The sequence below is a fragment of the Pseudomonas putida genome, from assembly GCF_030159595.1.
GTDB classification, from domain to species: Bacteria; Pseudomonadota; Gammaproteobacteria; order Pseudomonadales; family Pseudomonadaceae; genus Aquipseudomonas; species Aquipseudomonas putida_AC.
Genome location: NZ_BSKJ01000005.1, coordinates 40,901 through 67,267 on the forward strand (window position 1 = coordinate 40,901; position 26,367 = coordinate 67,267).

A 26,367-nucleotide genomic window follows, 5' to 3' on the forward strand; every position below is an offset into this window, starting at 1 on the left:
CCACAGGTCCTGCACATGCCTCGGGACCTGTGCAGTACCTGTGGGAGCGGGCTTGCCTGCGAAGAGGCCGGCACTGACAACGGTTTTCCACCGCCAGACTGACCTGGATCAATTGACACCCGCCATAACACGATTCATACCACGAACCCAACGCGACTAAAGGTCGCAGTGCGGCCCCATACTGCCATCAGCGGCGTATCATGGGTCGCAGAGCGCTAGCAGATTGCGCGAGACTGCGGCCGGCACGCACTGGCCGCGGCGTTTCTCCACTGCCGTGGGACTTGATGATGAGCAAGCAAATTCCGGTACATGACGTCACCCCGCCTGCCAGCAAAGGGAAGGATTCCGTCGACCTCTACGCCTCCCGGGAAAAGATCTACACCCGCGCCTTCACCGGCCTGTTCCGCCGCCTGCGCATGGTCGGCGGTGCGGTATTGTTCCTGCTGTACTTCGGCACCGTGTGGCTGAATTGGGGCGGCCACCAGGCCGTGTGGTGGAACCTGCCCGAACGCAAGTTCTACATCTTCGGCGCCACCATCTGGCCGCAGGACTTCATCCTGCTGTCGGGCATCCTGATCGTCGCCGCCTTCGGCCTGTTCTTCGTCACCGTTTACGCAGGCCGCGTGTGGTGCGGCTACACCTGCCCGCAAAGCGTGTGGACGTGGATTTTCATGTGGTGCGAAAAGGTCACCGAAGGCGACCGCAACCAGCGCATGAAGCTCGACAAAGCCCCCATGAGCGGTAACAAGTTCCTGCGCAAGTTCGCCAAGCACAGCCTGTGGCTGCTGATCGGTTTTGTCACCGGCATGACCTTCGTCGGCTACTTCTCGCCCATCCGCGAACTGGTCATCGAATTCTTCACCGGCCAGGCCGATGGCTGGGCCTACTTCTGGGTCGGCTTCTTCACCCTTGCCACTTACGGCAACGCCGGCTGGTTGCGCGAGCAGGTGTGCGTGTACATGTGCCCCTACGCCCGCTTCCAGAGCGTGATGTTCGACAAGGACACGCTGATCGTGTCCTACGACCCGCGCCGTGGCGAAACCCGCGGCCCGCGCAAGAAAGATGCCGACTACAAGGCCCAGGGCCTCGGTGACTGCATCGACTGCACCATGTGCGTACAAGTCTGCCCCACCGGCATCGACATCCGTGACGGCTTGCAGATCGAGTGCATCGGCTGCGCCGCATGCATCGACGCCTGCGACAGCATCATGGACAAGATGAACTACCCCAAAGGGCTCATCAGCTACACCACCGAGCACAACCTGTCCGGGCAGAAAACCCACATGCTGCGCCCACGCCTGATCGGCTATGCCGTGGTGCTGCTGGTGATGATCATCGGCCTGGCCACCGCCTTCGCCACCCGCTCGCTGGTCGGTTTCGACGTCAGCAAGGACCGCGTGCTGTACCGCGAAAACGCTCAAGGCCGGATCGAGAACGTGTACAGCCTGAAGGTGATGAACAAAGACCAGCGCGACCACGTCTATGTGCTGGACGCCGCCGGCCTGCCAGACCTCAAGCTCGAAGGTCAGCGCGAGATCCGCGTGGCTGCTGGTGATATCGTCAGCCTGCCGGTGCAGCTGTCGGTCGCCCCCGAGAAACTGCCCTCGACCACCAACGAAATCACCTTCATCCTCAAGAGCGCCGATGACAGCGACGCCCAGGTTGAAGCCAAGAGCCGCTTCATCGGCCCACAGATCCGCTAAGAGAGATAACGCACAATGCCTGCCGCCACCGCCGCCAGCCCCTGGTACAAGCACCTCTGGCCCTGGATCATCATCGGCATCCTCACCACTTCGGTGTGCCTGAGCCTGACCATGGTCAGCATTGCCGTGCGCAACCCGGACAACCTGGTGAACGACAACTACTACGAGGCAGGCAAGGGCATCAACCGCTCGCTGGACCGCGAACTGCTGGCGCAGCAGCTGGGCCTGAAGGCCAGCGTGCACCTGGACGAACTGACCGGCGAAGTAGACCTGCGCCTGACTGGCAGCAGTGGCCCGCAGAGTCTGGAGCTGAACCTGATTTCGCCCACCCAGCCGGAGAAGGACCGCAAGGTGCTGCTGAGCCGGGTTGAAACAGGGCGTTATGTGGGGCAGCTGGAAGACAAGGTCGACGGTCGGCGCTTCGTTGAGCTGCTGGGGAGCGAAGGTGGCCAGGTGTGGCGCTTGTTCGAAGAGGAAAAAGTGGCGCATGGTGTGACCTTGCAGCTGGGTGATGAAGCTATCCAAGGCGCTGAGCACCTGTAGGAGCGGCCTTGCCGAAGCGTCGGACCGGTCCGAAAGGGCTGCGCAGCAGCCCCGGCAATCTATGCTGCGAAGCTGAAATCGTGGGGCCGCTTCGCGCCCCTTTCGCGACACAAGGCCGCTCCTACAGGGGAGCGCGTCAACCGCGCCGATATGTGTAAGGCAATGATGCAATGACCCAGCCCACCCCCTGCTACCACTGCGCCCTGCCCGTCCCCGCCGGCAGCCGCTTTACCGCCGTGGTCCTCGGCCAGCCCCGGCAGTTCTGCTGCCCCGGCTGCCAGGCGGTGGCCGAGTCGATCGTCGCCGGTGGCCTGGAGCATTACTACCAGCACCGCAGCGACAACAGCGCCAACCCCGAAGCCCTGCCCAAACAGCTGCAAGACGAGCTGGCCCTGTACGACCGCAGCGACATACAGCAAACCTTCGTCCGCCACCCGGGCGAACTGGCCGAAACCACCCTGCTGGTCGAAGGCATCAGTTGCGCCGCCTGCGGCTGGCTGATCGAAAAGCACCTGCGCAACCTGCCCGGCGTTGCCGAGGCGCGCCTGAACCTGTCCAACCACCGCCTGCTGCTGAACTGGGACGACAAGCTACTGCCGCTCTCTCGCCTGCTCGCCGAGCTGCGCCAGATCGGCTATGCCGCCCACCCCTACCAGCCCGACCAGGCCGCCGAACAGCTGGCCCGTGAAAACCGCAGTGCCCTGCGCCGCCTGGGCGTGGCCGGGTTGCTGTGGTTCCAGGCGATGATGGCGACCATGGCCACCTGGCCAGAATTCAACATCGACCTGTCGCCCGAACTGCACACCATCCTGCGCTGGGTGGCACTGTTCCTGACAATCCCCATCGTGTTCTACAGTTGCGCGCCGTTTTTCAAAGGCGCGGCACGCGACCTGCGCACTCGCCACCTGACCATGGACGTTTCGGTGTCGCTGGCCATCGCCCTGGCCTTCGGCGCCGGCATCTGGACGGCCATCACCGGCAGCGGCGAGCTGTATTTCGACACGGTGGGCATGTTCGCCCTGTTCCTGCTCACTGGCCGCTACCTCGAGCGCCGCGCCCGCGAACGCACGGCTGCGGCTACAGCGCAGTTGGTCAACCTGCTGCCGGCCTCATGCCTGCGCCTGGACGCCATTGGCCGCAGCGAGCGCATCCTGCTCAGCGAGCTGAAGCGTGGTGACACGGTGCAAGTGCTGCCAGGCGCCGTGATCCCCGCCGACGGGCGCATTATCGAAGGCCGTTCCAGCGTGGATGAGTCGCTGCTGACTGGCGAATACCTGCCACAACCGCGCCGGGTTGGCGAACGGGTCACCGGTGGTACGCTGAATGTCGAAAGCACCCTGAACGTGGAAGTCGAAGCACTGGGCCACGATTCGCGACTGTCGGCCATCGTCCGCCTGCTGGAGCGCGCCCAGACCGAAAAGCCGCGCCTGGCCGAAATCGCCGACCGGGCCTCGCAGTGGTTCCTGCTGTTCTCGCTGCTGGCCGCCGTGGCCATCGGCTTGTGGTGGTGGCACCTGGACCCTGCGCGAGCATTCTGGATCGTGCTGGCGATGCTGGTAGCCACCTGTCCTTGTGCGCTGTCCCTGGCTACGCCAACCGCGCTTACCGCCGCCACCGGCACCTTGCACAAGCTCGGCCTGCTGGTGACCCGCGGCCATGTGCTGGAAGGCATGAACCAGATCGACACGGTGATTTTCGACAAGACCGGCACGCTGACCGAAGGCCGCCTGACACTGCGCAACATCCGCCCACTCGGCAGCCTGCCCGCCGATCGCTGCCTGGCCCTGGCCGCCGCGCTGGAAAACCGCTCCGAACACCCCATCGCCCGTGCCTTTGGTCTCACCGCCGCGCCTGCGGACGATGTGCAGACCCTACCCGGCCTGGGCCTGGAGGGGCTGGTAGACGGACAGCACCTGCGCATTGGCCAGGCCACCTTCGTCTGTGCCCTGAGTGGCGCAGAGATTCCCGGCGTGCCAGAGCCGCGTGGCCAGTGGCTACTGCTGGGTGACCGCCAGGGGCCATTGGCCTGGTTCGGCCTGGACGACCGCCTGCGCGACGATGCCCCTGCCCTGCTCGCCGCCTGCAAGGCCCGTGGCTGGCGTACGCTGCTGCTGTCGGGCGACAGCTCGCCCATGGTCGCCGAAGTGGCCGCACAGCTGGGCATCGACCAGGCCATTGGTGGCCTGCGCCCGGACGACAAGCTGGACAGACTGAAAGCCTTGCAGGCGGCCGGACGCAAAGTGCTGATGCTGGGCGACGGGGTCAACGACGTGCCGGTGCTGGCCGCAGCCGACATCAGCATCGCCATGGGCAGCGCCACCGATCTAGCCAAGACCAGCGCCGACGCCGTGCTGCTGTCCAACCGCCTGGAGGCGCTGGTGCAGGCATTCGACCTGGCCCGCCGCACCCGCCGCAACATCCTCGAGAACCTGCTGTGGGCCACCCTGTATAATGGCCTGATGTTGCCGTTTGCCGCGCTCGGCTGGATCACCCCGGTATGGGCGGCCATCGGCATGTCGGTCAGCTCGTTGATCGTCGTGCTCAATGCCCTGCGATTGACCCGCATGCCCTCGGCAGCAAGCCCGACAACGCATGCAGCCACCTTGCCCGGGAGGAAGTCACCATGCCCGCCCTCTATGTCATGATCCCTGCAGCCCTGCTACTGGTCGGCGTGGCCGTGTACATTTTCTTCTGGGCGGTGGACAGCGGCCAGTACGACGACCTCGAAGGCCCCGCCCACAGCATCCTGTTCGACGATCAGGATCCGCGCCACCAAGCGGCGGTAAAGCCTGACGACGCCCCGACCGACACCGACAAGGTAACACCCCCCCGTGCCTGACCTGCTTCCCCTGCTTGGCTCGGCACTGATCCTTGGCCTGCTCGGCGGCGGCCATTGCCTGGGCATGTGCGGCGGTCTGATGGGCGCGCTTACCTTGGCCATCCCACCCGAACAACGTGGCCGGCGCTTGCGCCTGCTGCTGGCGTACAACCTTGGGCGCATTTTCAGCTATGCCTGCGCCGGCCTGCTGCTGGGCCTGGCTGGCTGGGCCGTGGCCAGCAGCCCGGCAGCGCTGGCGCTGCGGGTGCTGGCGGCGCTGCTGTTGATTACCATGGGCCTGTACCTGGCCGGCTGGTGGAGCGGACTGACCCGCATCGAGGGATTGGGCCGAGGGCTGTGGCGGCATATCCAGCCGATGGCGTCACGTTTGCTACCCGTGTCCAGCCTGCCCCGGGCGTTACTGCTGGGCGCACTGTGGGGGTGGCTGCCGTGCGGGTTGGTGTACAGCACCCTGCTGTGGGCGGCCAGCCAGGGCAATGCCGGGTACAGCGCGGCATTGATGCTGGCGTTTGGGGTGGGGACCTGGCCGGTGTTGCTGGCGACCGGATTGGCCGCAGAGCGGGTAAACGCTTTGTTGAGAAGGCGCAGTGTGCGTGTAGCGGGCGGGGTAATGGTGATGCTGTTTGGAGTGTGGACCCTGCCCGGGCCGCACCAGCATTGGCTGATGGGCCATTGATGGGGGCCGCTTTGCAGCCCCGATGCCCTTGATACAAATCAACACAGATTCCTACAGACGGCCATAGACTCCGGTGCACTGCTGCTCTTTCCGGGGACCGCCCACATGCTCGACGACCTACGTTGGGATACCGACTTGATCCGCCGTTACGATCTCGCCGGGCCACGCTATACCTCTTACCCGACCGCCGTGCAATTGCACAGCGAGGTGGGTTCGTTCGACCTGCTTCACGCCCTGCGCGAGAGCCGTCGGGCCACCCGCCCGCTGTCGCTGTATGTGCATGTGCCGTTTTGCGCCAACATCTGTTACTACTGTGCCTGTAACAAGGTCATCACCAAGGACCGCGCCCGCGCGGCCCCCTACCTGCAACGTCTGGAGCAGGAAATCCAGCTGATCGCCTGCCACCTTGCCCCTAAACAACGTGTTGAACAGTTGCATTTCGGCGGCGGCACACCGACCTTCCTCAGCCATGTGGAACTGCGCCAGTTAATGGCCACCCTGCGCCAGCACTTCCACCTGCTGGACGACGACTCCGGCGACTATGGCATCGAAATCGACCCCCGCGAAGCTGACTGGTCAACCATGGGCCTGCTGCGCGAGCTGGGTTTCAACCGCGTCAGTCTGGGCGTGCAGGACCTGGACCCAGCCGTGCAGCGTGCGGTCAACCGCCTGCAAAGCCTTGAGCAAACCCGCACCCTGATCGAAGCCGCACGCACGTTGCAGTTCCGCTCGATCAACCTCGACCTGATTTACGGCCTGCCCAAGCAAACCCCGGAAGGCTTTGCCCGCACCGTCGAAGAGGTGATCCGCTTGCAGCCCGACCGCCTGTCGGTGTTCAACTACGCCCACCTGCCCGAGCGCTTCATGCCGCAGCGGCGTATCGACAACAACGACCTGCCTAGTGCAGCGGCCAAGCTGGAGATGCTGCACGCCACCATCGACCAACTGACCGCCGCCGGTTACCGCTACATCGGCATGGACCACTTCGCCCTGCCCGACGACGAGCTGGCCATTGCCCAGGAAGAAGGCACCCTGCAGCGCAACTTCCAGGGCTACACCACCCACGGGCATTGCGACCTGATTGGCCTGGGTGTGTCGGCCATCAGCCAGATCGGCGACCTGTACTGCCAGAACAGCAGCGACCTCAACACCTATCAGGACAGCCTGTCCAACGCCCAACTGGCCACCCAGCGCGGCCTGCTGTGCAACCACGACGACCGCGTGCGGCGCGCGGTGATCCAGCAACTGATCTGCCATTTCGAGCTGGACTTCGAGCCGATCGAACAGGCCTTCACCCTTGATTTTCGCGGCTACTTCAATGACCTCTGGCCCGAGCTGCTGACCTTGCAGCGCGACGGCCTGATCAGCCTGGACGACAAGGGCATCCGCATCCTGCCGGCTGGCCGCCTGCTGGCGCGCTCGGTGTGCATGGTGTTCGACGCCTACCTGGCCATGCAAAACCGCCAGCGCTTCTCGCGGGTGATCTGAAAACCGAGTCGTTCAACCGCATGGACAAGTTTCCTTGCCGGGCACACTATTGGCACACAAGGACTCCCGGCCGGTCGCCGGCCGGGGTATCGCCAGGGCGCACCAAAAACGCGCACACTGGCCTACACCCTACGTCGTGAGTTACCCTTACGACTTATGTGTGCTTTCCCACAAGGATCGATTCAAATGTCCGAGCCAGTCAAACTGCGCCCACACAACCAGGCCCATTGCAAGGACTGCAGCCTGGCCCCCCTGTGCCTGCCTCTTTCACTGAACCTGGAAGACATGGATGCACTGGATGAAATCGTCAAACGCGGGCGCCCACTGAAAAAAGGCGAGTTCCTGTTCCGCCAGGGTGACAATTTCGGCTCGGTCTATGCCGTACGTTCCGGCGCCCTGAAAACCTTCAGCCTCAGCGACAGCGGCGAAGAGCAGATTACCGGCTTCCACCTGCCCAGCGAACTGGTCGGGCTGTCGGGCATGGACACCGAGGCCTACCCGGTGTCGGCCCAGGCTCAGGAAACCACTTCCGTGTGCGAGATTCCCTTCGAGCGCCTCGACGAGCTATCGGTACAGCTGCCGCAGCTACGCCGCCAGCTGATGCGGGTGATGAGCCGGGAAATCCGCGACGACCAGCAAATGATGCTGCTGCTGTCGAAAAAAACCGCCGACGAGCGCATCGCTACCTTCCTGGTCAACCTGTCGGCACGCTTCCGCGCCCGCGGCTATTCGGCCAACCAGTTCCGCCTGAGCATGTCGCGCAACGAAATCGGTAACTACCTTGGCCTGGCGGTGGAAACCGTGTCGCGGGTGTTCACACGGTTCCAGCAGAACGGCCTGATCCGCGCCGAGGGCAAGGAAGTGCACATCCTCGACCCGATCCAGCTGTGTGCGCTGGCCGGTGGTGCAATCGAGGCCTGAGGCCGGCGTTTAGCGGGTATACTTGGGCATTCGTTTTCCCAGGATACCCGCAACAATGCACAGCGACGCCTTCGACCTCAAAGCCCTGATCCGCCCGGTAGTGGACTTCCCCAAACCCGGCGTGATCTTTCGCGATATCACCCCGCTGTTCCAGTCGCCGCGCGGCCTGCGCTATGTGGCCGACCAGTTCATCGAGCGCTATGTCGAGGCCGAATTCAGCCACATTGGTGCCATGGACGCGCGGGGCTTCCTGATTGGTTCGATCATCGCCCACCAGCTGAACAAACCGCTGATCCTGTTCCGCAAGCAAGGCAAGCTGCCCGCTGACGTGCTGAGCGAGGGCTACCAGACCGAGTACGGCGAGGCCTTCCTGGAAGTGCATGCCGACAGCCTGTGCGAAGGGGATTCGGTGTTGATCTTCGATGACCTGATTGCCACGGGCGGTACGCTGCTAGCGGCAGCCAACCTGGTGCGCCGCACCGGGGCGCAGGTGTTCGAAGCGGCGGCGATCATTGACCTGCCGGAGCTGGACGGGTCGCGCCGGTTGCAGGCGGCTGGGGTGCCTACCTTCTGCCTGACCGAGTTTTCCCTCAGCGAATACTGAGTATCAGGGGCAACGCTGACCCTGTGGGAGCGGGTTCACCCGCGAAGAACCCAACGCGGTGTATGGCACCGGCTGCGCCGGTGTTCGCGGGTGAACCCGCTCCCACAGGGGCCCCAGCAATTCTGAATCAGAGCGAAATCGGCCGCCGCCCTGCGAATGCATGGGCCAAGGTACCACCATCTACCATCTCCAGCTCGCCACCCAGCGGCACGCCATGGGCAATCCGCGAAGCCACCAGCCCTTTCTCGCTCAGCAGCTGCGCTATGTAGTGCGCTGTCGCCTCCCCCTCCACCGTCGGGTTAGTCGCCAGGATCACCTCGGTAAACGTGCCCTGCTCCTCGATCCGCGCCATCAGCTGTGGAATGCCGATCGCCTCTGGCCCCAGGCCGTCCAGCGGCGACAAGTGGCCCTTGAGCACGAAGTAACGCCCCCGGTAGCCCGTCTGCTCCACTGCATACACATCGGTCGGCCCCTCCACCACGCACAGTTGGGTATCGTCACGGCGCGTATCCGCGCATTGCGGGCACAGCTCCTGCTCGGTCAGGGTGCGGCACTGGCGGCAGTGGCCCACCCCTTCCATGGCTTGGGTCAACGCCTGGGCCAGGCGCAGGCCACCGCTGCGGTCACGCTCAAGCAGTTGCAGGGCCATGCGCTGGGCGGTCTTCTGGCCGACACCGGGCAGAATACGCAGGCCGTCGATCAGTTGGCGGATGAGGGGGCTGAAGCTCATGAGAAAGGCCTGACAATTCAATAAGAGGCGGTTTATACCCAGCGGGGGCAGTGGCGTCAAATCAGTAGACCGCGCCCTGGCTGAAATCTTTGCAAAAAAAACCGCCGCTGGTTTCAGCGGCGGTTTTCGGTATCGCAATGCCCTTAGAACGGCATCTTGAAGCCAGGCGGCAGTTGCATGCCGGCGGTCATGCCGCCCATCTTGTCCTGGCTGCTCTGCTCGATCTTGCGCACGGCGTCGTTCAGCGCGGCGGCGATGAGGTCTTCCAGCACTTCCTTGTCGTCTTCATCAGTCGACATCAGGCTCTGGTCGATGCTGACACGCTTGACGTCGTGACGACCGGTCATCACCACGCTCACCAGGCCACCACCGGACTGGCCGGTGACTTCAGCGTTGGCCAGCTCTTCCTGCATCTTCTGCATCTTTTCCTGCATCTGCTGGGCCTGCTTCATCAGGCCGGCCATGCCACCTTTCATCATGGGGGTATACCTCGATTGGGTCATATGATGCGGCCCGGCGCAGGGCCAGCCGCATGGTTATCCGTTACTGGCCCTGATTGACCAGGGCCTCTACAGGCTCAATAGTATCCTGCCGCACCTTGGCACCGAACAACTTGATCATCTGCTGGATCAACGGATCCTGCTCGATCGAGGCGACGGCGTCCTGCTGGCGCTCGGCACGCTTGCGCGCTGCCGCCTGGGCCGGGGTTTCCTGCTCGGGCAGGACCAGCTCGATGCGCAGGTTCAGCGTGCGCCCCAGGTGCTGGTTGAGCGCTTCGTTCAACCGCCGCTGCTGGGTCGTGTTGAACAGCGCGCCCTGGCCAGGGTCAAGGTGCAACAGCCAGTCGTCACCGTCGGCGGCAATCAGCGTACAGTTTGCCGCGATGTTGCCTGTCATCCCGGACACAGGCAACTGCGGGAATAATTCCAGCCATTGCAGGGCCAGGCCAGTGGCCGGCTTGGCCGCTGGCAGCGGTTCGGCTACTGGCTTGGGCGCCTCTTCCTGGATGTGCTCGGCCAGTTCGTCCAGGTAGCTGAAACCGACCGGGTCGCTTTCACCGCCGTAGTAGTCTTCGTCCAGTGGTGGCTCATCGTCCCGCTCCATGCCTACGGCGGAGTAGGCGGACGGGTCGAAAGGCGGCTGGTCATCATGGGCCGGGGTCGCCTTGGGGGCTGGAGCCGCGGGTACAGGCGCGGGTGCGGGTGCAGGCGCCGGCTCAGGCTCGGGCTCTGCCAGTACCGGCGCCGAATCTGGAGCTGCAGCTGGCGCTTCCCATGGCAGGTCGATTACCTCGGCCGCTGGCTCTGCTTCAACAACCGGAGCAGGCTCAAAGACCGGCACTGCCTCGACAACTGGCTGTGGCGTTGGCTCGACCGGCGCGGCAGCCGGAGCAGGCTCCACAGCAGCAGTTGGCGCCACGGCAACCGCTGGGGCTGCCACCGGCGTTGCAGGATCAGCTGTGGCCTGGCTGATCCCCACTGGCTTTAGCACCGGTTTCGGTGCGTCGCCGGTGTCGGCCGGACGGAACGCCAGCATGCGCAACAGGACCATTTCAAAGCCGCCACGCGGGTCCGGCGCCAACGGCAGGTCACGGCGGCCGATCAGGCCCATCTGGTAATAGAACTGCACGTCCTCGGCCGGCAGCGCCTGGGCTAGCGCCAACACCCGATCGCGATCGCCCTGGCCGTTGTCCACGGCCTCCGGCAGTGCCTGAGCGATCGCCACACGGTGCAGCACATTGAGCATTTCAGCCAGCACGCCAGCCCAGTCCGGGCCCTGTTCGGCCAGGTTGCGCACGGCCTCCAGCAAGGCCCGGGCATCGCCTTCGAGCAAGGCCTGTAATACGCCGTAGACCTGGCCGTGATCAAGGCTGCCAAGCATGGCCCGCACATCGGCGGCCAGCACCTTGCCTTCGCCAAAGGCGATGGCCTGGTCGGTCAGGCTCATGGCATCACGCATCGAACCATCGGCAGCCCGGCCCAGCAACCACAGGGCATCGGGCTCGAACGGCACATTCTCTGCGGCCAGCACATGGCTGAGGTGCTCGACTACCCGCTCCGGGCTCATGTTCTTCAGCGAAAACTGCAGGCAGCGCGACAGGATGGTAGCTGGCAGCTTCTGTGGGTCGGTGGTGGCGAGGATGAACTTGACGTAGGGCGGCGGCTCCTCCAGCGTCTTGAGCAAGGCGTTGAACGAGTGGGTCGAGAGCATGTGCACTTCGTCGATCAGGTAGACCTTGAAGCGCCCACGGCTCGGGGCGTACTGCACGTTGTCGAGCAGTTCGCGGGTGTCCTCGACCTTGGTGCGGCTGGCGGCGTCGATCTCGATCAGGTCGACGAAGCGGCCTTCGTCGATCTCACGGCACACCGAACAAGTGCCACACGGCGTGGAGGTGATGCCGGTCTCGCAGTTCAGGCACTTGGCGATAATACGGGCGATGGTCGTCTTGCCCACGCCCCGGGTACCGGTGAACAGGTAGGCATGGTGCAGGCGCTGATTGTCCAAGGCATTGATCAAGGCCTTCAGCACATGGGCCTGGCCGACCATTTCGCGGAACGAGCGCGGACGCCATTTACGTGCAAGAACCTGATAACTCATCGAAAAACCATCGTAGCCTGATAGAGCGAAAGATCGCTAATGCTAGCGGAGCGGGGGCGAAATTGCACCCTGCACGCGTCGTCTAAGCTGTGAGGCAGGCGCGTTGTTCAGGGAGGATACGCCTTTGCGAGTTTTGCTGGCCCTGTTACTGCTCTGGTCCACCCACAGCCTGGCCGAACAACCGGTACTGCGCTTTTCCGTGGCCGAGAGCTGGGGCATGCCACTGGTACGCATCGAGGGCGATCAGCCCGTGGAGGGATTGCTTTACGACCTGATGCGGGCCGTGGCCAGAGAAGTGGGCGCGCGCCCCGAGTACCACGTCATGGCCCGCCTGCGCCTGGAGGAGGCCATGAGCAGCGGTGATATCGATGTGCGCTGCTATGTCAGTACCCAGTGGCTCACTGACCGGCCGGGAGATTTTGTGTGGAGCATCCCGCTGATTCACCAGCGCGACGTGCTGGTGGGCCGCGTGGGCGACAGCACCCCTATGCCCCCCGAGCAACTGCCGCCCCAGGCTATTGGCACGGTGCTGGGCTACACCTACTCGACGCTGCAACCGTTGCTGGACCAGGGCCAGCTGCGCCGAGAGGACAGCCGCAGCCAGTTACTGGTGCTACAAAAACTGCATGCGGGCCGGTACCAGCATGCAGTGAGCAACCAGCTGTCGTTGCAGTGGTTCAACCACGGGTTGCCGGCTGAGCAGCAATTGCAGGCGCTGGCGGTGCTGGAGGAACAAGATTTGGGGTGCATGGTACGCAACGATCCGGCGATACCGACACAGGGGCTGTTGCGGGCGCTGGTAAGAATGAAGCAGTCGGGGGAGATCGAGCGGATTTTGCAGCGGTATGTGGGGAGTGGCGACCCGGGCAATATGTCTGTGGCCCGCCCCTGACACCTGTACGCATGATGGAAGGCGAATCCCTCGCGAAGCTTGCGCGCCCCTTGTAGGAGCGGGTTCACCCGCGAACACGGGCAAAGCCGGTGCCAATCCCCTCCACAGAGACAAGGAAAATGCGCTTGAGGGTAAGTGGACTACAACATCCATTGGAAGACGGCGATTATCTTGGAACGTCTTCGCCTTGGACAGGTGTGCTCCTGTTTTACCTCGGCGCAATCTCTACAAGGGTACTGCTGATAGCAGGCATGCTGATTTTGCGCTCGCTCTGACCGCCCCCACCCTCACACTAAAGCCAGCAAACCGGCACTCAAGAACAACCCCACACCGAACACTGAATGCGTAGCCAAGCTCTTTAAGCAGTTCCGCGCAGGCGTCGGCGTTCTGGACGCAAAGAACCCCGCCCCCATCACCGGCTGCATGAAGCACAGCGGCGCCACGACCGTCCCCACACCGACAACTACCGCAGGCAGCAAAGTAGGCGCCAGCAACCAACCCTCCCCTACGACCGCAACCAGCAGCATCGCGAACAGCACGCCGATGACGTAGTGAATCACCCACCCCCACACCCGCTCATTGCGCACCGGCTCGGCCTTGGCAATCGCTTGATGCCGTATGCGGCCGTTGAACAAATGCCCCGCCCAACGCCCGACCATGGCGAAGTTCAGTGTGGCGACACCCAGCCGACGCAGCAGCAACCCCCACAGATCCATCACTACAGTGGCACCGATGCCAATCGGCAATGCCGCTGAAAACATCGCGGTAAACGTCATTGAACAAGCCCTCGAAGATTGACGGTGATCACCATGCCGCGCAGCATAGAAGTTGAAGTCAACTTCAAGTCAAGGGCCCGATGTGGACATTGCCGACGTCGCCAAACGCACAGGCGTACCCGCCTCGACACTGCGTTACTACGAGAAGAAAGGTTTGCTCAAGTCACTCGCCGGGCGCGGCCAGCGGCGGCAGTTTGCAGCCGATGTGGCGGACAGGCTGGCATTGATCGCCCTAGGGCAGGCTGCGGGGTTTTCGCTGGATGAAGTGGGGGCGATGCTGGTGGACCTGCACGTCGACCGGCAGATGCTGATGACAAAGGCGGACGAGCTTGATGCGCGAATCAGGCGCTTGCAGGCAATGAGCAAAGGCTTGCGGCATGCTGCACAGTGTCCGGAGGAGGATCATCTGACATGCCCGAAATTCCAGCGACTGATGAAGCTTTCAGCGGCGGGAGCATTGAGCGAGAGGCAGGAAAGAACGAAGGCGTTCGCTGCAGATTGAGGTTTTCCGACCCCAGAAATGGAGGCGGCCCCACCAGCCACACCCCGGCACTCGATGTTCCCGCTATGGCTGCTCCCTTCCGGGCCTGACCAGGTTAACGGGTAATCAATGCGGGGGGACCGATGGGGCCACCACTACATGCCTCGCTGAGCAGCGAGTGGCGCCATTGTACCGGTCTTGGGGGCAGATACAACCTCTGAGGGAGAAAAAGTCATCATTTCTCAATGACTTGTCAGGACAGAGGTAGCACAGTCACTTAGATAGCGATGCCCTGCTCGCTCAGGAAGACCACGAAGGCATCTTCGTCCAGCACCTTCACGCCCAGCTCAGTGGCCTTGGTCAGCTTGGAGCCCGCCCCCGGCCCAGCCACCACGCAGTGGGTCTTGCCAGACACCGAGCCGGCCACCTTGGCCCCCAGGCTTTCCAGCTTCGCCTTGGCAATGTCGCGGCTCATGCGCTCAAGGGTGCCGGTCAGCACCCAGGTCTGGCCGGCCAGCGGCAAGCCTTCGGCTACTTTCTTCTCGCTGCTCCAATGCATGCCAAACGCCAGCAACTGGGCTTCGATGTCCCGCGCCAGCTTCTGGTTCGCTTCATCCTTGAAGAACTCGCGCACTGCATCAGCCTGCTTGGTCGCCAGAGCCTGGCGCAGGTCGATGCCGTCGGCGGCGATGATCTTGTCCAGGCTGTCGAGCTTGGCCACCAGCTTCTCGGCACCGGTCGGGCCTACCGAGGCGATGTCGAGCTTGGCGATCATCCCGGCCAGGGTGGTACTGGCGGCGAATTCGGCAGCCAGTTCGCCTTCGTCCTGCAGCTGCATGCCGCTATCGAGCAACTGCTTGATGACCTTGCGGTTGTGCGCGTCTTCGAAGAAGTTGTGAATCTCGTAGGCGACTTCCAGGCCGATGTCCGGCAGGTAGGTGAGCACCTGCGGCAACGCCTGCTGAACACGGGCCAGACTGCCCAGCGAGCGGGCCAGCACCTTGGCGGTTTCTTCGCCTACGTCCGGAATACCCAGGGCGTAGATGAAACGCGCCAGGCTCGGGCGCTTGCTGGCTTCGATGGCATCGAGCAACTTCTTGCTGGACACCTCGGCAAAGCCTTCAAGGCCGACGATCTGCTCGAATTCCAGTTTGTACAGGTCCGCCGGCGAGCCGATCAGGCCTTCGTCCACCAGTTGCTCGACGCTCTTCTCGCCCAAGCCATCGATATCCATGGCGCGGCGCGACACATAGTGAATGATCGCCTGCTTGAGCTGCGCGCCACAGGCCAGGCGACCGACACAACGGTACACCGCACCTTCGCTGGTGGTTTCCTTGCCTTTGCTGCGCTTGACCAGCTGGGTGCGCTCGACCTGCGAGCCACACACCGGGCACTCGCTCGGCACTTCAACCGGGCGGGCATCGTCCGGGCGGCGCTCCAGCACCACCTGCATCACCTGCGGGATTACGTCGCCGGCACGGCGGATGATCACCGTGTCACCAATGCGCAGGCCCAGGCGGGCGATTTCGTCCATGTTGTGCAAGGTGGCGTTGGACACGGTCACACCGGCAACCTTGACCGGTTTCAGCCGCGCGACGGGCGTTACCGCGCCAGTACGGCCAACCTGGAACTCGACGTCCAGCACCTCGGTCAGCTCTTCCATGGCCGGGAACTTGTGGGCGATCGCCCAGCGTGGCTCACGCGCACGGAAGCCCAGTTCGCGCTGGGCGGCCAGGTTGTTGACCTTGAAAACGACACCGTCGATTTCATACGGCAAGCTGTTACGTCGCTCGCCGATATCGCGGTAGTAGGCCAGGCATTCATCGATACCTGCAGCATGCTTGAGCTCGTGACTGATCGGCAGGCCCCAGGCCTTGAGCTGCTCGAGGATGCCGATGTGGCTGTCGCCAATGCTCTGGGACACCTGGCCGACGCCATAGCAGCAGAACTCCAGCGGGCGGCTGGCGGTAATCTTCGAATCCAGCTGACGCAGGCTGCCGGCGGCGGCGTTGCGCGGGTTGGCGAAGGTCTTGCCGCCGGCTTCGGCCTGGGCAGCATTGAGCCGGTCGAAACCGGCCTTGCTCATGTACACCTCACCGCGCACTTCCAGCACTGCGGGCCAGCCTTTGCCCTGCAGTTTGAGCGGGATGTTGCGAACGGTGCGCACGTTGGCGCTGATATCCTCGCCGGTGGTGCCGTCACCCCGGGTGGCGCCCTGCACCAGCTGGCCGTCGCGGTAAAGCAGGCTCACCGCCAAGCCGTCAAGCTTGGGTTCGCAGCTGTAGTCGACCGCACCGGGCTGGTCGAGGCCCTCTACCACGCGGCGACCGAATTCACGCAGGTCGGTTTCTTCGAAGGCGTTGCCCAGGCTGAGCATGGGTACTTCGTGGCGCACCTGGCTGAACGCGGACAAAGCCTCGCCACCGACGCGCTGGGTTGGCGAATCGGGGGTTACCAGGTGGGGATGTTCAGCCTCAAGCGCCTTCAGCTCGTTGAACAGGCGGTCATATTCGGCATCCGGCACACTGGGCTCGTCGAGCACATAGTAGCGGTAGTTGTGCTGGTCGAGTTCGGCGCGCAGTTCGTGGATACGGGATTCGGCGGTCATTTTTCAGGTTCTCTTGCAAAGCAAAAGAGCAGCACTTGGCTGCTCTTGCGCTTGAAACAGGGTGGGACTCGGCAAAGCCTGCCCACTGGGGAACATCAGCGTTTCTGAGTCAGCGCGCGGCGCTCGAACTCGACGATGCGCTGGCGGTAGTGCTCAATGGTCTGGGCGGTCAGCACGCTGCGCTGGTCGTCCTTGAGCTCGCCGTTCAGTTCGTGGGCCAACTTGCGTGCAGCAGCCACCATCACGTCGAAGGCTTGCTTCGGATGACGCGGGCCCGGCAGGCCGAGGAAGAAGCTGACTGCGCGGGTGCTGAAGTGGTCGATGTCGTCCAGGTCGAACACGCCAGGCTTGACCGCGTTGGCCATGGAGAACAGCACTTCGCCGTGTCCGGCCATGCTCTCGTGGCGGTGGAAGATGTCCATTTCGCCAAAGCGCAGGCCGCTTTCCAGGATGTTCTGCAGCAACGCCGGCCCTTTGAAGCCGCCTTCGTCGCGGGAGATCACACTGATAACCAGCACTTCCTCGGCAGGTGGCAAGTCCTTGACGCTGCTACTGGCAGGCGCCGCACCGCTATTGCGGGTGTTGTCGGCGGCAAAATCGTCGTCGCTTTCAGCGAACAGATCCGGCTCGCGCGGCTCGGCGCTCAGGTTCAAATCGCCCTGCTGTACATCGGCGGCAGCGCGCTTGCCGCGCTTGCTGGCCTTGACCGGCTTGGGTTCGCGTTCGCGATCACGCCCGGAAGCGCTGAGCGACGGCAGGTCGCTTTCGTCCAGCTCAGGCTCCTTGTGGTTATCCAGCACGCGCGACGGGCCAAGCACCTCGGCACCACCGCCCTCTTCATCCGGCAGGTTGGAATAACTGCGATCCAGACGGAATTTCAACTTGCCTTTGCCGCCGCGCATGCGGCGCCAGCCGTCGAAAAGAATCCCGGCAATGACAATGATGCCGATGACGATCAGCCACTCGCGCAGACCGATTTCCATGTAATCCCGTGCCTCTATAAAAATATGCTTGAAAACAAAGGGTTCAAAGCCCTTTAACACGTGGCGCCAACTCTATGTTCTGACAGGCGTTTTACCCACGCAAAAAACGAGTGACATTAAGCTAGCACGACCAAAGACAACTTTACACCGTCTGTCGCACATGGCGGGGGCATTTCGCTACAGAATGTGCCCCCATTTGAACGCATCACGCGTCGACCATGGCCATGGCCGCCTCCACATCAACTGCGACAAGGCGTGAACAACCGGGTTCATGCATGGTCACCCCCATCAATTGGTCCGCCATCTCCATGGCAATCTTGTTATGGGTGATGTAGATGAACTGCACACTTCCACTCATTTCCTTGACCAGACGGGCGTACCGCCCGACGTTGGCATCGTCCAGCGGCGCATCGACTTCGTCGAGCATGCAGAACGGTGCGGGGTTCAACTTGAAGATGGCAAACACCAGCGCCAAAGCGGTCAGTGCCTTCTCGCCACCGGACAGCAGATGGATGGTGCTGTTCTTCTTGCCAGGTGGCCGTGCCATGATCGTCACCCCTGTATCGAGTAGATCTTCGCCCGTCAGTTCCAGATAAGCGCTGCCACCACCGAAAACTTTTGGGAAAAGTGCCTGTAATCCGGCATTTATCTGATCAAAGGTATCCTTGAAGCGGTTGCGCGTTTCCTTGTCGATCTTGCGGATGACGTTTTCCAGCGTCTCCAGGGCTTCGACCAGGTCGGCGTCCTGGGCGTCCAGGTAGCGCTTGCGCTCGGACTGCTGTTCGTACTCCTCGATGGCGGCCAGGTTGATCGCCCCCAGGCGCTGGATACGCCCTTCGAGCTGCTCCAGTTCCTGTTCGGTGCCCTGCTCGCTGGCGTCGGCGTCAAGAGTGGCTAGCACGCCCTGCAAATCGTAGCCATCGGCCAGCAACTGCTCTTGCAGCGTCTTGCGCCGTACATCCAGGCCCTGGCACTCCAGGCGCAATTGTTCCAGCTGGCCACGCAACACCAACGCTTGCTGCTCGGCCTGGGTACGGCGCTTTTCGGCATCACGCAGTTCGCGGTCGGCCTCGTCCATGTGCAGACGGGCCTTGCGCATTTCCTCATCGACGCTCATGCGCCGCTCCAGCAATTCTTCGAGCTTGAGGCGCAGCTCTTCTTGCGGGGCCTCGCCCTCCTCCAGGTTCAGGCTCAATTGTTCCTGGCGCTCGGTCAGGCGCGCGGCCTGCTGCTCCAGGCGCTCAAGGGCCTGACGGGTGGAGTCATGCTGGGCGCGCAGCGAGCCCAGGCGCACAGCCAACTGGTGGGCGTGGTCCTTGTGCTGGCGGGCGTCCTGGCGCACCCGGTCGAGGCTTTCGCGCAGGGTGTCGCGGCGCGCCATCAACTGCTCGCGCTGCTCGGTGTCCTGGGCCATCAGCTCAAGGGCCTCTTCCAGCAGCAGGCGCGCTTCGCCCAGTTGCTCATGCTCCAGGGCACGTTGCTCTTCCGACTCGGCCAGCTCTTCCTGCAGACGTCGGCGGCGCAGCTCGACCTGCTCGGCGCGAGCACGACTGGCCGACAGACTGGCCTTGAATTCACCATGCAGGCGGTTTTCTTCCTGGGTGCGACGGCGCAGCTGTTCGCGCTGCTCTTCCAGGTCCAGCTGCTGCTCACGCAGGGTTTGCAGTTGCTGCTCCAGTTGCTCCAGCGCCGCTTCCTGTTCCAGTTGCCCCTGGCCCAACCGTTCGATTTCCTGGCCGCGCGCCAGCACGCCGCCTTCAGCGTCCCCCCCTCGGCGCACCCGCAGAAAGTGCCGGCCGACCCAGTAACCATCGCGACTGACCAGGCTTTGTCCTTCGCCGAGCGATGCACGCTGCGCTAGTGCCTGAGCCAGGTCTTCCACAGGTTTGATCTGGCCCAGCCAGGGCGCCAGATCGACGCGGCCTTCGACCTTTTCCAGCAAGCTGCCGGGCAACGACGCGCCGGCACCGCTCGCCACCAGCAAGCGCAACTCGCCCTGCGCCAGACCAGCAAAATCGAGGCCGTTGAAATCATCCACCAACACGGCCTGCAGATCGGCGCCTAGCACCGTTTCCACAGCCATCTCCCAGCCTGGCTCCACCCGCAAGCCTTCGGCCAGACGCGGCTTTTGCTCCAGGCCTTGGTCATGTAACCAGGCAGCAGCACCGGCACCCGGCTCCAGAGCGGCCTGCTGCAAGGCTTCCAGAGAAGCCAGGCGACCACCCAGGCGCTGCAGGTCACCCTGCGCCTGCTGCTGTGCCTGGGTGGCCTGTTGCAGCTGCTCGCGCACGCCTTCCAGTCGCTCGACCACCTGCTCATCGGACAGTTGCAGTTCTTCCAGCAGCATTTCGCTGCTGACCAGTTGCTCAGCCAGTTCGAGCATGGCGGTATCTTGTGGGTCGCTACCGAGCTGCTCGCGCTCCTCGCCGAGCTTGCGCTGACGCTCGGCCAAACGCTCCAGGCTGGCTTCCAGCTGTTGCAGGCGCGCTTGCTGCACTTCGGCCTGGCGGCGCGGTTCGGCGGAGCGGCTGTTGAAGCCGTCCCACTGCTCCTGCCAGCCGTGCATGCCCAGCTCGGCCTCTTCAAGGGCAGCAGCAGCCTCTTCGGCAGCGGCGAGGGTCATTTCCTGCTCGGGCTCTAGCATGGCCAGCTCTTCGCCCAGGGTGGCCAGCAAGGTGCGGTCGTGGCCCAGGTGCGACTCGGTCTCCAAGCGCGTGCGCTCGGCTTCCTTGAAGTCGTCCTGCAACTGGCGCAGGCGCTGCTGGCCGTGCTGGATGCTCTGCTCGACCCGGGCGATATCACCGGCCACCGAGTAGAAGCGACCCTGCACCTGGTTGAAGCGCTCGGACAGTTCGTGATGACCGTCGCGCAGGCGCTCGATGCTGGCATCGGCGTTGCGCTGCTCGGCCACCAGCGCCTCATGGGACACATCCTGATCGCCAATCACCGACTCGCGCTGGCGCACCTGTTCGTCCAGGCCGCGCCAGCGCAAGGCCGACAGGCGTGCCTTCATCTGGCGCTCCTGGGCCTTGTACTCACGGTACTTCTCAGCCGCCTGGGCCTGGCGGTGCAGGCGTTCCAGCTGGCGCTCCAGCTCTTCGCGCAGGTCACTCAGGCGCGCCAGGTTTTCCTGGGTGCGGCGGATGCGGTTCTCGGTTTCGCGGCGGCGTTCCTTGTACTTGGAAATGCCAGCGGCTTCCTCGATGAAGTTGCGCAGTTCCTCGGGCTTGGCCTCGATCAGCTTGGAGATCATGCCCTGCTCGATGATCGAATAGCTGCGCGGCCCCAGGCCGGTACCGAGGAAAATATCGGTGATGTCACGCCGACGGCATTTGGTGCCGTTGAGGTAATAGCTGTTCTGCCCGTCGCGGGTGACCTTGCGGCGGATCGAGATCTCGGCATAGGCGGCATACTCGCCAACCAGAGTGGTTTCGCTGTTGTCGAAGACCAGCTCGATGCTGGCCTGGCTGACCGGCTTGCGACCACTGGAACCGTTGAAGATGACGTCGGTCATCGACTCGCCGCGCAAGTTCTTCGCCGAACTCTCACCCATCACCCAACGCACCGCGTCGATGATGTTGGACTTGCCGCAGCCGTTGGGGCCGACAACAGCCGCCATGTTACTGGGGAAATTGACCGTGGTCGGGTCGACGAACGACTTGAACCCGGCCAGACGAATGCACTTCAGGCGCATCGGTCAGCCTCGGGCCAGCGCCGCCAGCACCAGTTCGCAGCTGCGCTGGCCGTAGGCGGTAAGCACCTCGCGAATGCGCGGCAGGTCACGGGCGACCACGGCTTCGAGCAGGCGGGCGAACAAGTCGAGGTAGTCGATCATGTTGGCCTGGCGCTGGTCCAGCGACAGGTAGTAGGCACGGCTCATGGCCGGCTGCAGGTTTTCCACGGTTTCCTGCAAGAACGGGTTGTCGGCAAACGGGTAGGCTGCCCGCATCACCGCGAAGCTGTCGGCGACGAAGGTCTTGATGTCCAGTTGGTCATGGGCTCGCTGCAGGCGCTGCTGGATCTCCAGAAACGGGCGCAGGTCGGCCTCTGTGCGCCATTTTTGCGCAACCGCGTTGCCCAACAGGATGTAGAACTCGCCCATCAAGGAACACAGACTGCGCACGCTGCGCTCGTCCAGCTCGGTCACATGGGCACCCCGGCGCGGCAAAATCGCCACCAGGTGGCGGCGTTCGAGAATCAGCAGCGCTTCGCGCACCGAACCGCGGCTGACGTTGAGCGCCTGGGTAACCTTCTGCTCCTGAATACGCTCGCCTGGCGCCAGCTCGCCGCGGATGATGCGTTCGGCCAGGTAATCGGCAATCTGCTCGGAGAGGCTGTCCGGGGCCTTGAACGTCATGGTTTTCCTTCAAAATCATTGAACTGGGCACAAGGGGCGGATTGTAGCGTACTTGGGCGGTAATCGCGCAGAGGGGCCAGGCGGTTTATTTGACCTGCCAGACAGCCGCACGCCCGGCGCGATCTATGCTTGGAATATGGGCAATGTGTTCGGCCGGGCATGGACATGAGCAATTTCTTGACCTTTGAGTCAGAAAAATATTGACCTGCTAGACAGGTCTTGCTTAGAGTCCGCCCAACAACAATAAAACCATTGCGAGGCTATCCCCGTGATCCAGTTTCTCGTCAACCAGGAGCTGCGTAATGAGCACGCCCTGGACCCGAACATGACGGTGCTGCAGTACCTGCGCGAGCACCTGGGCAAACCCGGTACCAAGGAGGGCTGCGCCAGTGGTGACTGCGGCGCCTGCACCGTGGTGGTCGGCGAACTGACCCAGGACGAACAGGGCAACGACAGCCTGCGTTACCGTAGCCTCAACTCGTGCCTGACCTTCGTTTCGTCGCTGCACGGCAAGCAACTGATCAGCGTCGAAGGCCTGAAGCACCAGGGCCAGTTGCACAGCGTGCAGCAGGCAATGGCCGATTGCCATGGTTCGCAATGCGGCTTCTGCACCCCTGGCTTCGTCATGTCGCTGTTCGCCCTGCAAAAGAACAGCAGCGGCCCCGACCTGCACCAGGCCCAGGAAGCCCTGGCCGGCAACCTGTGCCGCTGCACCGGCTACCGGCCGATCCTCGATGCTGCCGAACAGAGCTGCCGCCAGCCCTGCCGCGACCAGTTCGATGCCCAGCAGGCGCAAACCATCAGCCGCCTCAAGGCCATTACGCCGACCCAGACCGGCGAGTTGAACAGCGGCGACAAACGCTGCCTGGTGCCGCTGACCGTGGCCGACCTGGCCGACCTGTACAGCTCGCACCCCGAAGCCCGTCTGCTGGCCGGCGGTACCGACCTGGCCCTGGAGGTCACCCAGTTCCACAAGACCTTGCCGGTGATGATCTACGTTGGCCATGTGGCCGAGCTCAAGCGCATCGAGAAAACCGCCAGCCACCTGGAAATCGGTGCCGCCACCCCACTCACCGACTGCTACGGCGCACTCAACGAGGAATACCCCGACTTCGGCGACCTGCTGCACCGCTTCGCCTCGCTGCAGATCCGTAACCAGGGCACCCTGGGCGGGAACATCGGCAACGCCTCGCCGATCGGTGACTCGCCACCCCTGCTGATTGCCCTGGATGCACAGGTCGTCCTGCGTCAGGGTGAGCGCCAACGCACCATGGCACTGGAAGACTACTTCATCGACTACCGCATCACTGCCCGCCAGGACAGCGAGTTCATCGAGAAGATCATCGTGCCGCGCGCAACCCGCGACTGGGCGTTCCGCGCCTACAAAGTCTCCAAGCGACTGGACGATGACATTTCTGCCGTGTGCGCGGCCTTCAACCTGAGCATCGAAGACGGTGTGGTCAGCGGTGTGCGCATTGCCTTCGGCGGCATGGCGGCCATCCCGAAACGCGCCCGTGCCTGCGAAGCCGCACTGCGTGGCAAGCCGTGGAACCAGGCCGCCATCGAGCGCGCCTGCCAGGCCCTGGCCGAGGACTTCACCCCGCTCAGCGACTTCCGCGCCAGCAAGGAATACCGCCTGCTGACGGCGCAGAACCTGCTGCGCAAGTACTTCATCGAACAGCAAACGCCGTACATCGAAACCCGGGTGACCGCTTATGTCTAACCATCATGTAGCCAAAAGCCAGGCCGAGATGGCCGAACTGTTCAGCCAGGACCTGACCACCGGGGTGGGCCGCAGCGTCAAGCACGACAGCGCCGACAAGCATGTATCCGGCGAGGCACTGTACATCGACGACCGCCTGGAATTCCCCAACCAGTTGCACGTCTATGCGCGCACCGCCGACCGCGCCCATGCGCGCATCCTGCGTATCGACACCGCGCCGTGCTATGCCTTCGAAGGTGTGCGCATCGCCATCACCCACGAAGACATCCCCGGCCTGAAAGACATCGGCCCGGTGGTGGCCGGTGACCCGCTGCTGGCCATCGACAAGGTCGAGTTCTTCGGCCAGCCGGTGCTCGCCGTCGCGGCCCGCGACCTGGAAACCGCGCGCCGTGCGGCCATGGCCGCCATTGTCGAATACGAAGACCTTGAACCGGTGCTGGATGTAGTGGATGCGCTGCGCAAGAAACACTTCGTGCTCGACAGCCACACCCACCAGCGCGGTGACTCCGCTACCGCGCTGGCCAGCGCCCCGCACCGCATTCAGGGCACCCTGCACATCGGCGGCCAGGAGCACTTCTACCTCGAAACGCAGATTTCCTCGGTGATGCCCACCGAAGACGGCGGCATGATCGTCTACTGCTCCACGCAAAACCCTACTGAAGTACAGAAACTGGTCGCCGAAGTACTCGACGTGCCGATGAACAAGGTAGTGCTGGACATGCGCCGCATGGGCGGCGGTTTTGGTGGCAAGGAAACCCAGGCCGCCAGCCCGGCATGCCTGTGCGCAGTGGTGGCACGCCTGACTGGCCAACCGACCAAGATGCGCCTGCCGCGGGTCGAGGACATGACCATGACCGGCAAGCGCCACCCGTTCTACGTCGAGTACGACGTGGGCTTTGACGACAACGGTCGCCTGCACGGTATCAACTTCGACCTGGCCGGCAACTGCGGCTATTCACCCGACCTCTCCGGCTCGATCGTCGACCGCGCCATGTTCCACTCCGACAACGCCTACTACCTGGGCGATGCCACCGTGCATGGTCACCGCTGCAAGACCAACACCGCCTCGAACACCGCCTACCGCGGCTTTGGCGGCCCGCAGGGCATGGTCGCCATCGAACAGGTGATGGACCACATCGCCCGCCACCTGGGCCGTGATCCGCTGGCCGTGCGCAAGGCCAACTACTACGGCAAGACCGAGCGCAACGTCACTCACTACTACCAGACCGTCGAGCACAACATGCTCGAAGAAATGACCGCCGAGCTGGAAGCCAGCAGCGACTACGCCGAGCGCCGCGAGTCGATCCGCCGCTTCAACGCCAACAGCCCAGTGCTGAAGAAAGGCTTGGCGCTGACGCCAGTCAAGTTCGGTATTTCGTTCACCGCTACCTTCCTCAACCAGGCCGGGGCGCTGATCCACATCTATACCGACGGCAGCATTCACCTGAACCACGGCGGCACCGAGATGGGCCAGGGCCTGAACACCAAGGTGGCGCAGGTGGTGGCCGAGATATTCCAGGTTGATTTCAGCCGTATCCAGATCACCGCCACCAACACCGACAAGGTGCCCAACACTTCGCCGACCGCGGCCTCCAGCGGCGCCGACCTGAACGGCAAGGCCGCGCAGAACGCCGCTGAAATCCTCAAGAAGCGCCTGACCGAGTTCGCTGCACGGCATTACAACGTCACCGAGGAGGACGTGGAGTTCCGCAACGGCCATGTGCGCGTGCGCGACCAGATCGTGAGCTTCGAGCAGCTTGTACAACAGGCGTACTTCGCCCAGGTATCGCTGTCCAGCACCGGCTTCTACCGCACGCCGAAGATCTTCTACGACCGCAGCCAGGCGCGCGGCCGGCCGTTCTACTACTTCGCGTTCGGCGCCGCCTGCGTGGAAGTGATCGTCGATACCCTGACCGGCGAATACAAGATGCTGCGCGCCGACATCCTGCACGACGTGGGCGACTCGCTGAACCCGGCCATCGACATCGGCCAGGTGGAAGGCGGCTTCATCCAGGGCATGGGCTGGCTGACCACCGAAGAGCTGGTGTGGAACGCCAAGGGCAAGCTGATGACCAATGGCCCGGCCAGCTACAAGATCCCGGCGGTGGCCGACATGCCGCTGGACTTGCGGGTGAAGCTGGTGGAAAACCGCAAGAACCCGGAAGACACCGTGTTCCACTCCAAGGCCGTGGGCGAGCCACCGTTCATGCTGGGCATCGCCGCCTGGTGTGCGATCAAGGACGCCGTGGCGAGCATTGCCGATTACCAGGTGCAGCCGAACATCGACGCACCGGCGACACCGGAGCGGGTGCTGTGGGGCTGTGAGCAGATGCGCAAGGCGGTGGCCCAGCAGCAACCCTCGGCTCAAGAGCTGGAAACCGTCACCCACTGACAGCGAGGAACCCTGTGGGAGCGGGCTTGCCCGCTCCCACAGGGTCTGCGGCG

20 protein-coding genes and 1 other RNA gene are annotated in these 26,367 nt (G+C 63.5%); 12 read left to right on the forward strand and 9 right to left on the reverse strand.

The genetic code is table 11. The features are described from left to right. Window positions 1–287 precede the first annotated feature (287 nt). From ccoG to QQL85_RS12545, 8 genes are all read left to right on the forward strand, one after another. The gene (ccoG, locus tag QQL85_RS12510) at window positions 288–1,703 is read left to right on the forward strand and encodes a cytochrome c oxidase accessory protein CcoG (RefSeq protein ID WP_284353919.1); all 1,416 of its coding nucleotides are present in this window, start codon (window positions 288–290) and stop codon (window positions 1,701–1,703) included. A 15-nt stretch (window positions 1,704–1,718) separates the two neighbouring features. Then, on the forward strand, window positions 1,719–2,246 hold the full coding sequence (locus tag QQL85_RS12515) for a FixH family protein (RefSeq protein WP_284353920.1): 528 nt from the start codon (window positions 1,719–1,721) through the stop codon (window positions 2,244–2,246). Window positions 2,247–2,416: 170 nt separating this feature from the next. Next, window positions 2,417–4,891 (forward strand): heavy metal translocating P-type ATPase, encoded by a 2,475-nt coding sequence (locus QQL85_RS12520; protein ID WP_284353921.1) that lies wholly within the window; start codon window positions 2,417–2,419, stop codon window positions 4,889–4,891. Next, a complete protein-coding gene (ccoS, locus tag QQL85_RS12525) occupies window positions 4,870–5,085 on the forward strand; it encodes a cbb3-type cytochrome oxidase assembly protein CcoS (RefSeq protein WP_284353922.1) in 216 nt (71 codons plus the stop codon). Before QQL85_RS12520 ends, ccoS begins: the two co-directional genes overlap by 22 nt. Next, window positions 5,078–5,761 carry a sulfite exporter TauE/SafE family protein gene (locus QQL85_RS12530; RefSeq protein ID WP_284353923.1) on the forward strand — a complete coding sequence of 228 codons (684 nt, stop codon included), beginning with the start codon at window positions 5,078–5,080 and terminating at the stop codon, window positions 5,759–5,761. The genes ccoS and QQL85_RS12530 overlap by 8 nt, the downstream gene beginning before the upstream one ends. A gap of 105 nt (window positions 5,762–5,866) precedes the next feature. Further along, entirely contained in the window at window positions 5,867–7,249 is a 1,383-nt protein-coding gene (hemN, locus tag QQL85_RS12535) for an oxygen-independent coproporphyrinogen III oxidase (protein ID WP_284353924.1), read from the forward strand. Window positions 7,250–7,435: 186 nt separating this feature from the next. Beyond that, the gene (gene fnrA / locus QQL85_RS12540; protein WP_016711709.1) at window positions 7,436–8,170 is read left to right on the forward strand and encodes a Crp/Fnr family transcriptional regulator FnrA; all 735 of its coding nucleotides are present in this window, start codon (window positions 7,436–7,438) and stop codon (window positions 8,168–8,170) included. A gap of 55 nt (window positions 8,171–8,225) precedes the next feature. Then, entirely contained in the window at window positions 8,226–8,774 is a 549-nt protein-coding gene (locus QQL85_RS12545; RefSeq protein WP_009683910.1) for an adenine phosphoribosyltransferase, read from the forward strand. Window positions 8,775–8,901: 127 nt separating this feature from the next. On the opposite strand, the gene recR is transcribed toward QQL85_RS12545, so the two are convergent. The 3 genes from recR to dnaX all read right to left on the reverse strand — a co-directional run bounded on the left by recR (window position 8,902) and on the right by dnaX (window position 12,102). Next, window positions 8,902–9,504: a recombination mediator RecR gene (gene recR, locus QQL85_RS12550; protein WP_114170166.1), complete on the reverse strand. Its 603-nt coding sequence runs from the start codon at window positions 9,502–9,504 to the stop codon at window positions 8,902–8,904. A 143-nt stretch (window positions 9,505–9,647) separates the two neighbouring features. Beyond that, a complete protein-coding gene (locus QQL85_RS12555; RefSeq protein WP_041167979.1) occupies window positions 9,648–9,983 on the reverse strand; it encodes a YbaB/EbfC family nucleoid-associated protein in 336 nt (111 codons plus the stop codon). Between the two features lie 64 nt (window positions 9,984–10,047). Next, window positions 10,048–12,102, reverse strand: a complete 2,055-nt coding sequence (dnaX, locus tag QQL85_RS12560; protein WP_284353925.1) for a DNA polymerase III subunit gamma/tau — start codon at window positions 12,100–12,102, stop codon at window positions 10,048–10,050. 124 nt (window positions 12,103–12,226) lie between these two features. Here dnaX and QQL85_RS12565 point away from each other — a divergent pair, with 124 nt between their 5' ends. Beyond that, window positions 12,227–12,994 (forward strand): substrate-binding periplasmic protein, encoded by a 768-nt coding sequence (locus QQL85_RS12565; protein ID WP_284353926.1) that lies wholly within the window; start codon window positions 12,227–12,229, stop codon window positions 12,992–12,994. A 287-nt stretch (window positions 12,995–13,281) separates the two neighbouring features. Here the strand turns inward: QQL85_RS12565 and QQL85_RS12570 are convergent, their stop codons facing one another. Continuing rightward, on the reverse strand, window positions 13,282–13,770 hold the full coding sequence (locus tag QQL85_RS12570; RefSeq protein ID WP_284353927.1) for a DUF2938 domain-containing protein: 489 nt from the start codon (window positions 13,768–13,770) through the stop codon (window positions 13,282–13,284). An 82-nt stretch (window positions 13,771–13,852) separates the two neighbouring features. On the opposite strand from QQL85_RS12570, the gene QQL85_RS12575 reads away from it, so the two are divergent. Then, the gene (locus QQL85_RS12575; protein ID WP_284353928.1) at window positions 13,853–14,272 is read left to right on the forward strand and encodes a helix-turn-helix domain-containing protein; all 420 of its coding nucleotides are present in this window, start codon (window positions 13,853–13,855) and stop codon (window positions 14,270–14,272) included. A gap of 28 nt (window positions 14,273–14,300) precedes the next feature. Here QQL85_RS12575 and ffs read toward each other — a convergent pair. The 5 genes from ffs to QQL85_RS12600 form a co-directional block, all read right to left on the reverse strand. Further along, window positions 14,301–14,397: signal recognition particle sRNA small type (gene ffs, locus QQL85_RS12580), an RNA gene on the reverse strand. A gap of 131 nt (window positions 14,398–14,528) precedes the next feature. Next, window positions 14,529–16,859: an NAD-dependent DNA ligase LigA gene (ligA, locus tag QQL85_RS12585; protein WP_284353929.1), complete on the reverse strand. Its 2,331-nt coding sequence runs from the start codon at window positions 16,857–16,859 to the stop codon at window positions 14,529–14,531. A 95-nt stretch (window positions 16,860–16,954) separates the two neighbouring features. Then, entirely contained in the window at window positions 16,955–17,842 is an 888-nt protein-coding gene (zipA, locus tag QQL85_RS12590) for a cell division protein ZipA (RefSeq protein ID WP_284353930.1), read from the reverse strand. A 205-nt stretch (window positions 17,843–18,047) separates the two neighbouring features. Further along, a complete protein-coding gene (gene smc / locus QQL85_RS12595; RefSeq protein WP_284353931.1) occupies window positions 18,048–21,536 on the reverse strand; it encodes a chromosome segregation protein SMC in 3,489 nt (1,162 codons plus the stop codon). 3 nt (window positions 21,537–21,539) lie between these two features. Further along, on the reverse strand, window positions 21,540–22,199 hold the full coding sequence (locus QQL85_RS12600) for a GntR family transcriptional regulator (RefSeq protein ID WP_012273425.1): 660 nt from the start codon (window positions 22,197–22,199) through the stop codon (window positions 21,540–21,542). A gap of 268 nt (window positions 22,200–22,467) precedes the next feature. Between QQL85_RS12600 and xdhA the strand changes: the two genes are divergently transcribed. Together xdhA and xdhB are read left to right on the forward strand one after the other, a co-directional pair. Beyond that, window positions 22,468–23,922 (forward strand): xanthine dehydrogenase small subunit, encoded by a 1,455-nt coding sequence (gene xdhA / locus QQL85_RS12605; protein WP_284353932.1) that lies wholly within the window; start codon window positions 22,468–22,470, stop codon window positions 23,920–23,922. Further along, window positions 23,915–26,314 (forward strand): xanthine dehydrogenase molybdopterin binding subunit, encoded by a 2,400-nt coding sequence (gene xdhB / locus QQL85_RS12610; RefSeq protein ID WP_284353933.1) that lies wholly within the window; start codon window positions 23,915–23,917, stop codon window positions 26,312–26,314. The genes xdhA and xdhB overlap by 8 nt, the downstream gene beginning before the upstream one ends. Window positions 26,315–26,367 lie beyond the last annotated feature (53 nt).

Bases quoted from the DNA above. Each gene is read 5' to 3' on its own strand.
- QQL85_RS12600 (WP_012273425.1), bottom strand. From the start codon at position 22,199: ATGACGTTCAAGGCCCCGGACAGCCTCTCCGAGCAGATTGCCGATTAC.
- QQL85_RS12545 (WP_009683910.1), top strand. From the start codon at position 8,226: ATGCACAGCGACGCCTTCGACCTCAAAGCCCTGATCCGCCCGGTAGTG.
- QQL85_RS12515 (WP_284353920.1), top strand. From the start codon at position 1,719: ATGCCTGCCGCCACCGCCGCCAGCCCCTGGTACAAGCACCTCTGGCCC.
- ccoG (WP_284353919.1), top strand. From the start codon at position 288: ATGAGCAAGCAAATTCCGGTACATGACGTCACCCCGCCTGCCAGCAAA.
- QQL85_RS12555 (WP_041167979.1), bottom strand. From the start codon at position 9,983: ATGATGAAAGGTGGCATGGCCGGCCTGATGAAGCAGGCCCAGCAGATG.
- hemN (WP_284353924.1), top strand. From the start codon at position 5,867: ATGCTCGACGACCTACGTTGGGATACCGACTTGATCCGCCGTTACGAT.
- ligA (WP_284353929.1), bottom strand. From the start codon at position 16,859: ATGACCGCCGAATCCCGTATCCACGAACTGCGCGCCGAACTCGACCAG.
- QQL85_RS12570 (WP_284353927.1), bottom strand. From the start codon at position 13,770: ATGACGTTTACCGCGATGTTTTCAGCGGCATTGCCGATTGGCATCGGT.
- dnaX (WP_284353925.1), bottom strand. From the start codon at position 12,102: ATGAGTTATCAGGTTCTTGCACGTAAATGGCGTCCGCGCTCGTTCCGC.
- smc (WP_284353931.1), bottom strand. From the start codon at position 21,536: ATGCGCCTGAAGTGCATTCGTCTGGCCGGGTTCAAGTCGTTCGTCGAC.
- fnrA (WP_016711709.1), top strand. From the start codon at position 7,436: ATGTCCGAGCCAGTCAAACTGCGCCCACACAACCAGGCCCATTGCAAG.
- QQL85_RS12520 (WP_284353921.1), top strand. From the start codon at position 2,417: ATGACCCAGCCCACCCCCTGCTACCACTGCGCCCTGCCCGTCCCCGCC.
- xdhB (WP_284353933.1), top strand. From the start codon at position 23,915: ATGTCTAACCATCATGTAGCCAAAAGCCAGGCCGAGATGGCCGAACTG.
- recR (WP_114170166.1), bottom strand. From the start codon at position 9,504: ATGAGCTTCAGCCCCCTCATCCGCCAACTGATCGACGGCCTGCGTATT.
- ccoS (WP_284353922.1), top strand. From the start codon at position 4,870: ATGCCCGCCCTCTATGTCATGATCCCTGCAGCCCTGCTACTGGTCGGC.
- zipA (WP_284353930.1), bottom strand. From the start codon at position 17,842: ATGGAAATCGGTCTGCGCGAGTGGCTGATCGTCATCGGCATCATTGTC.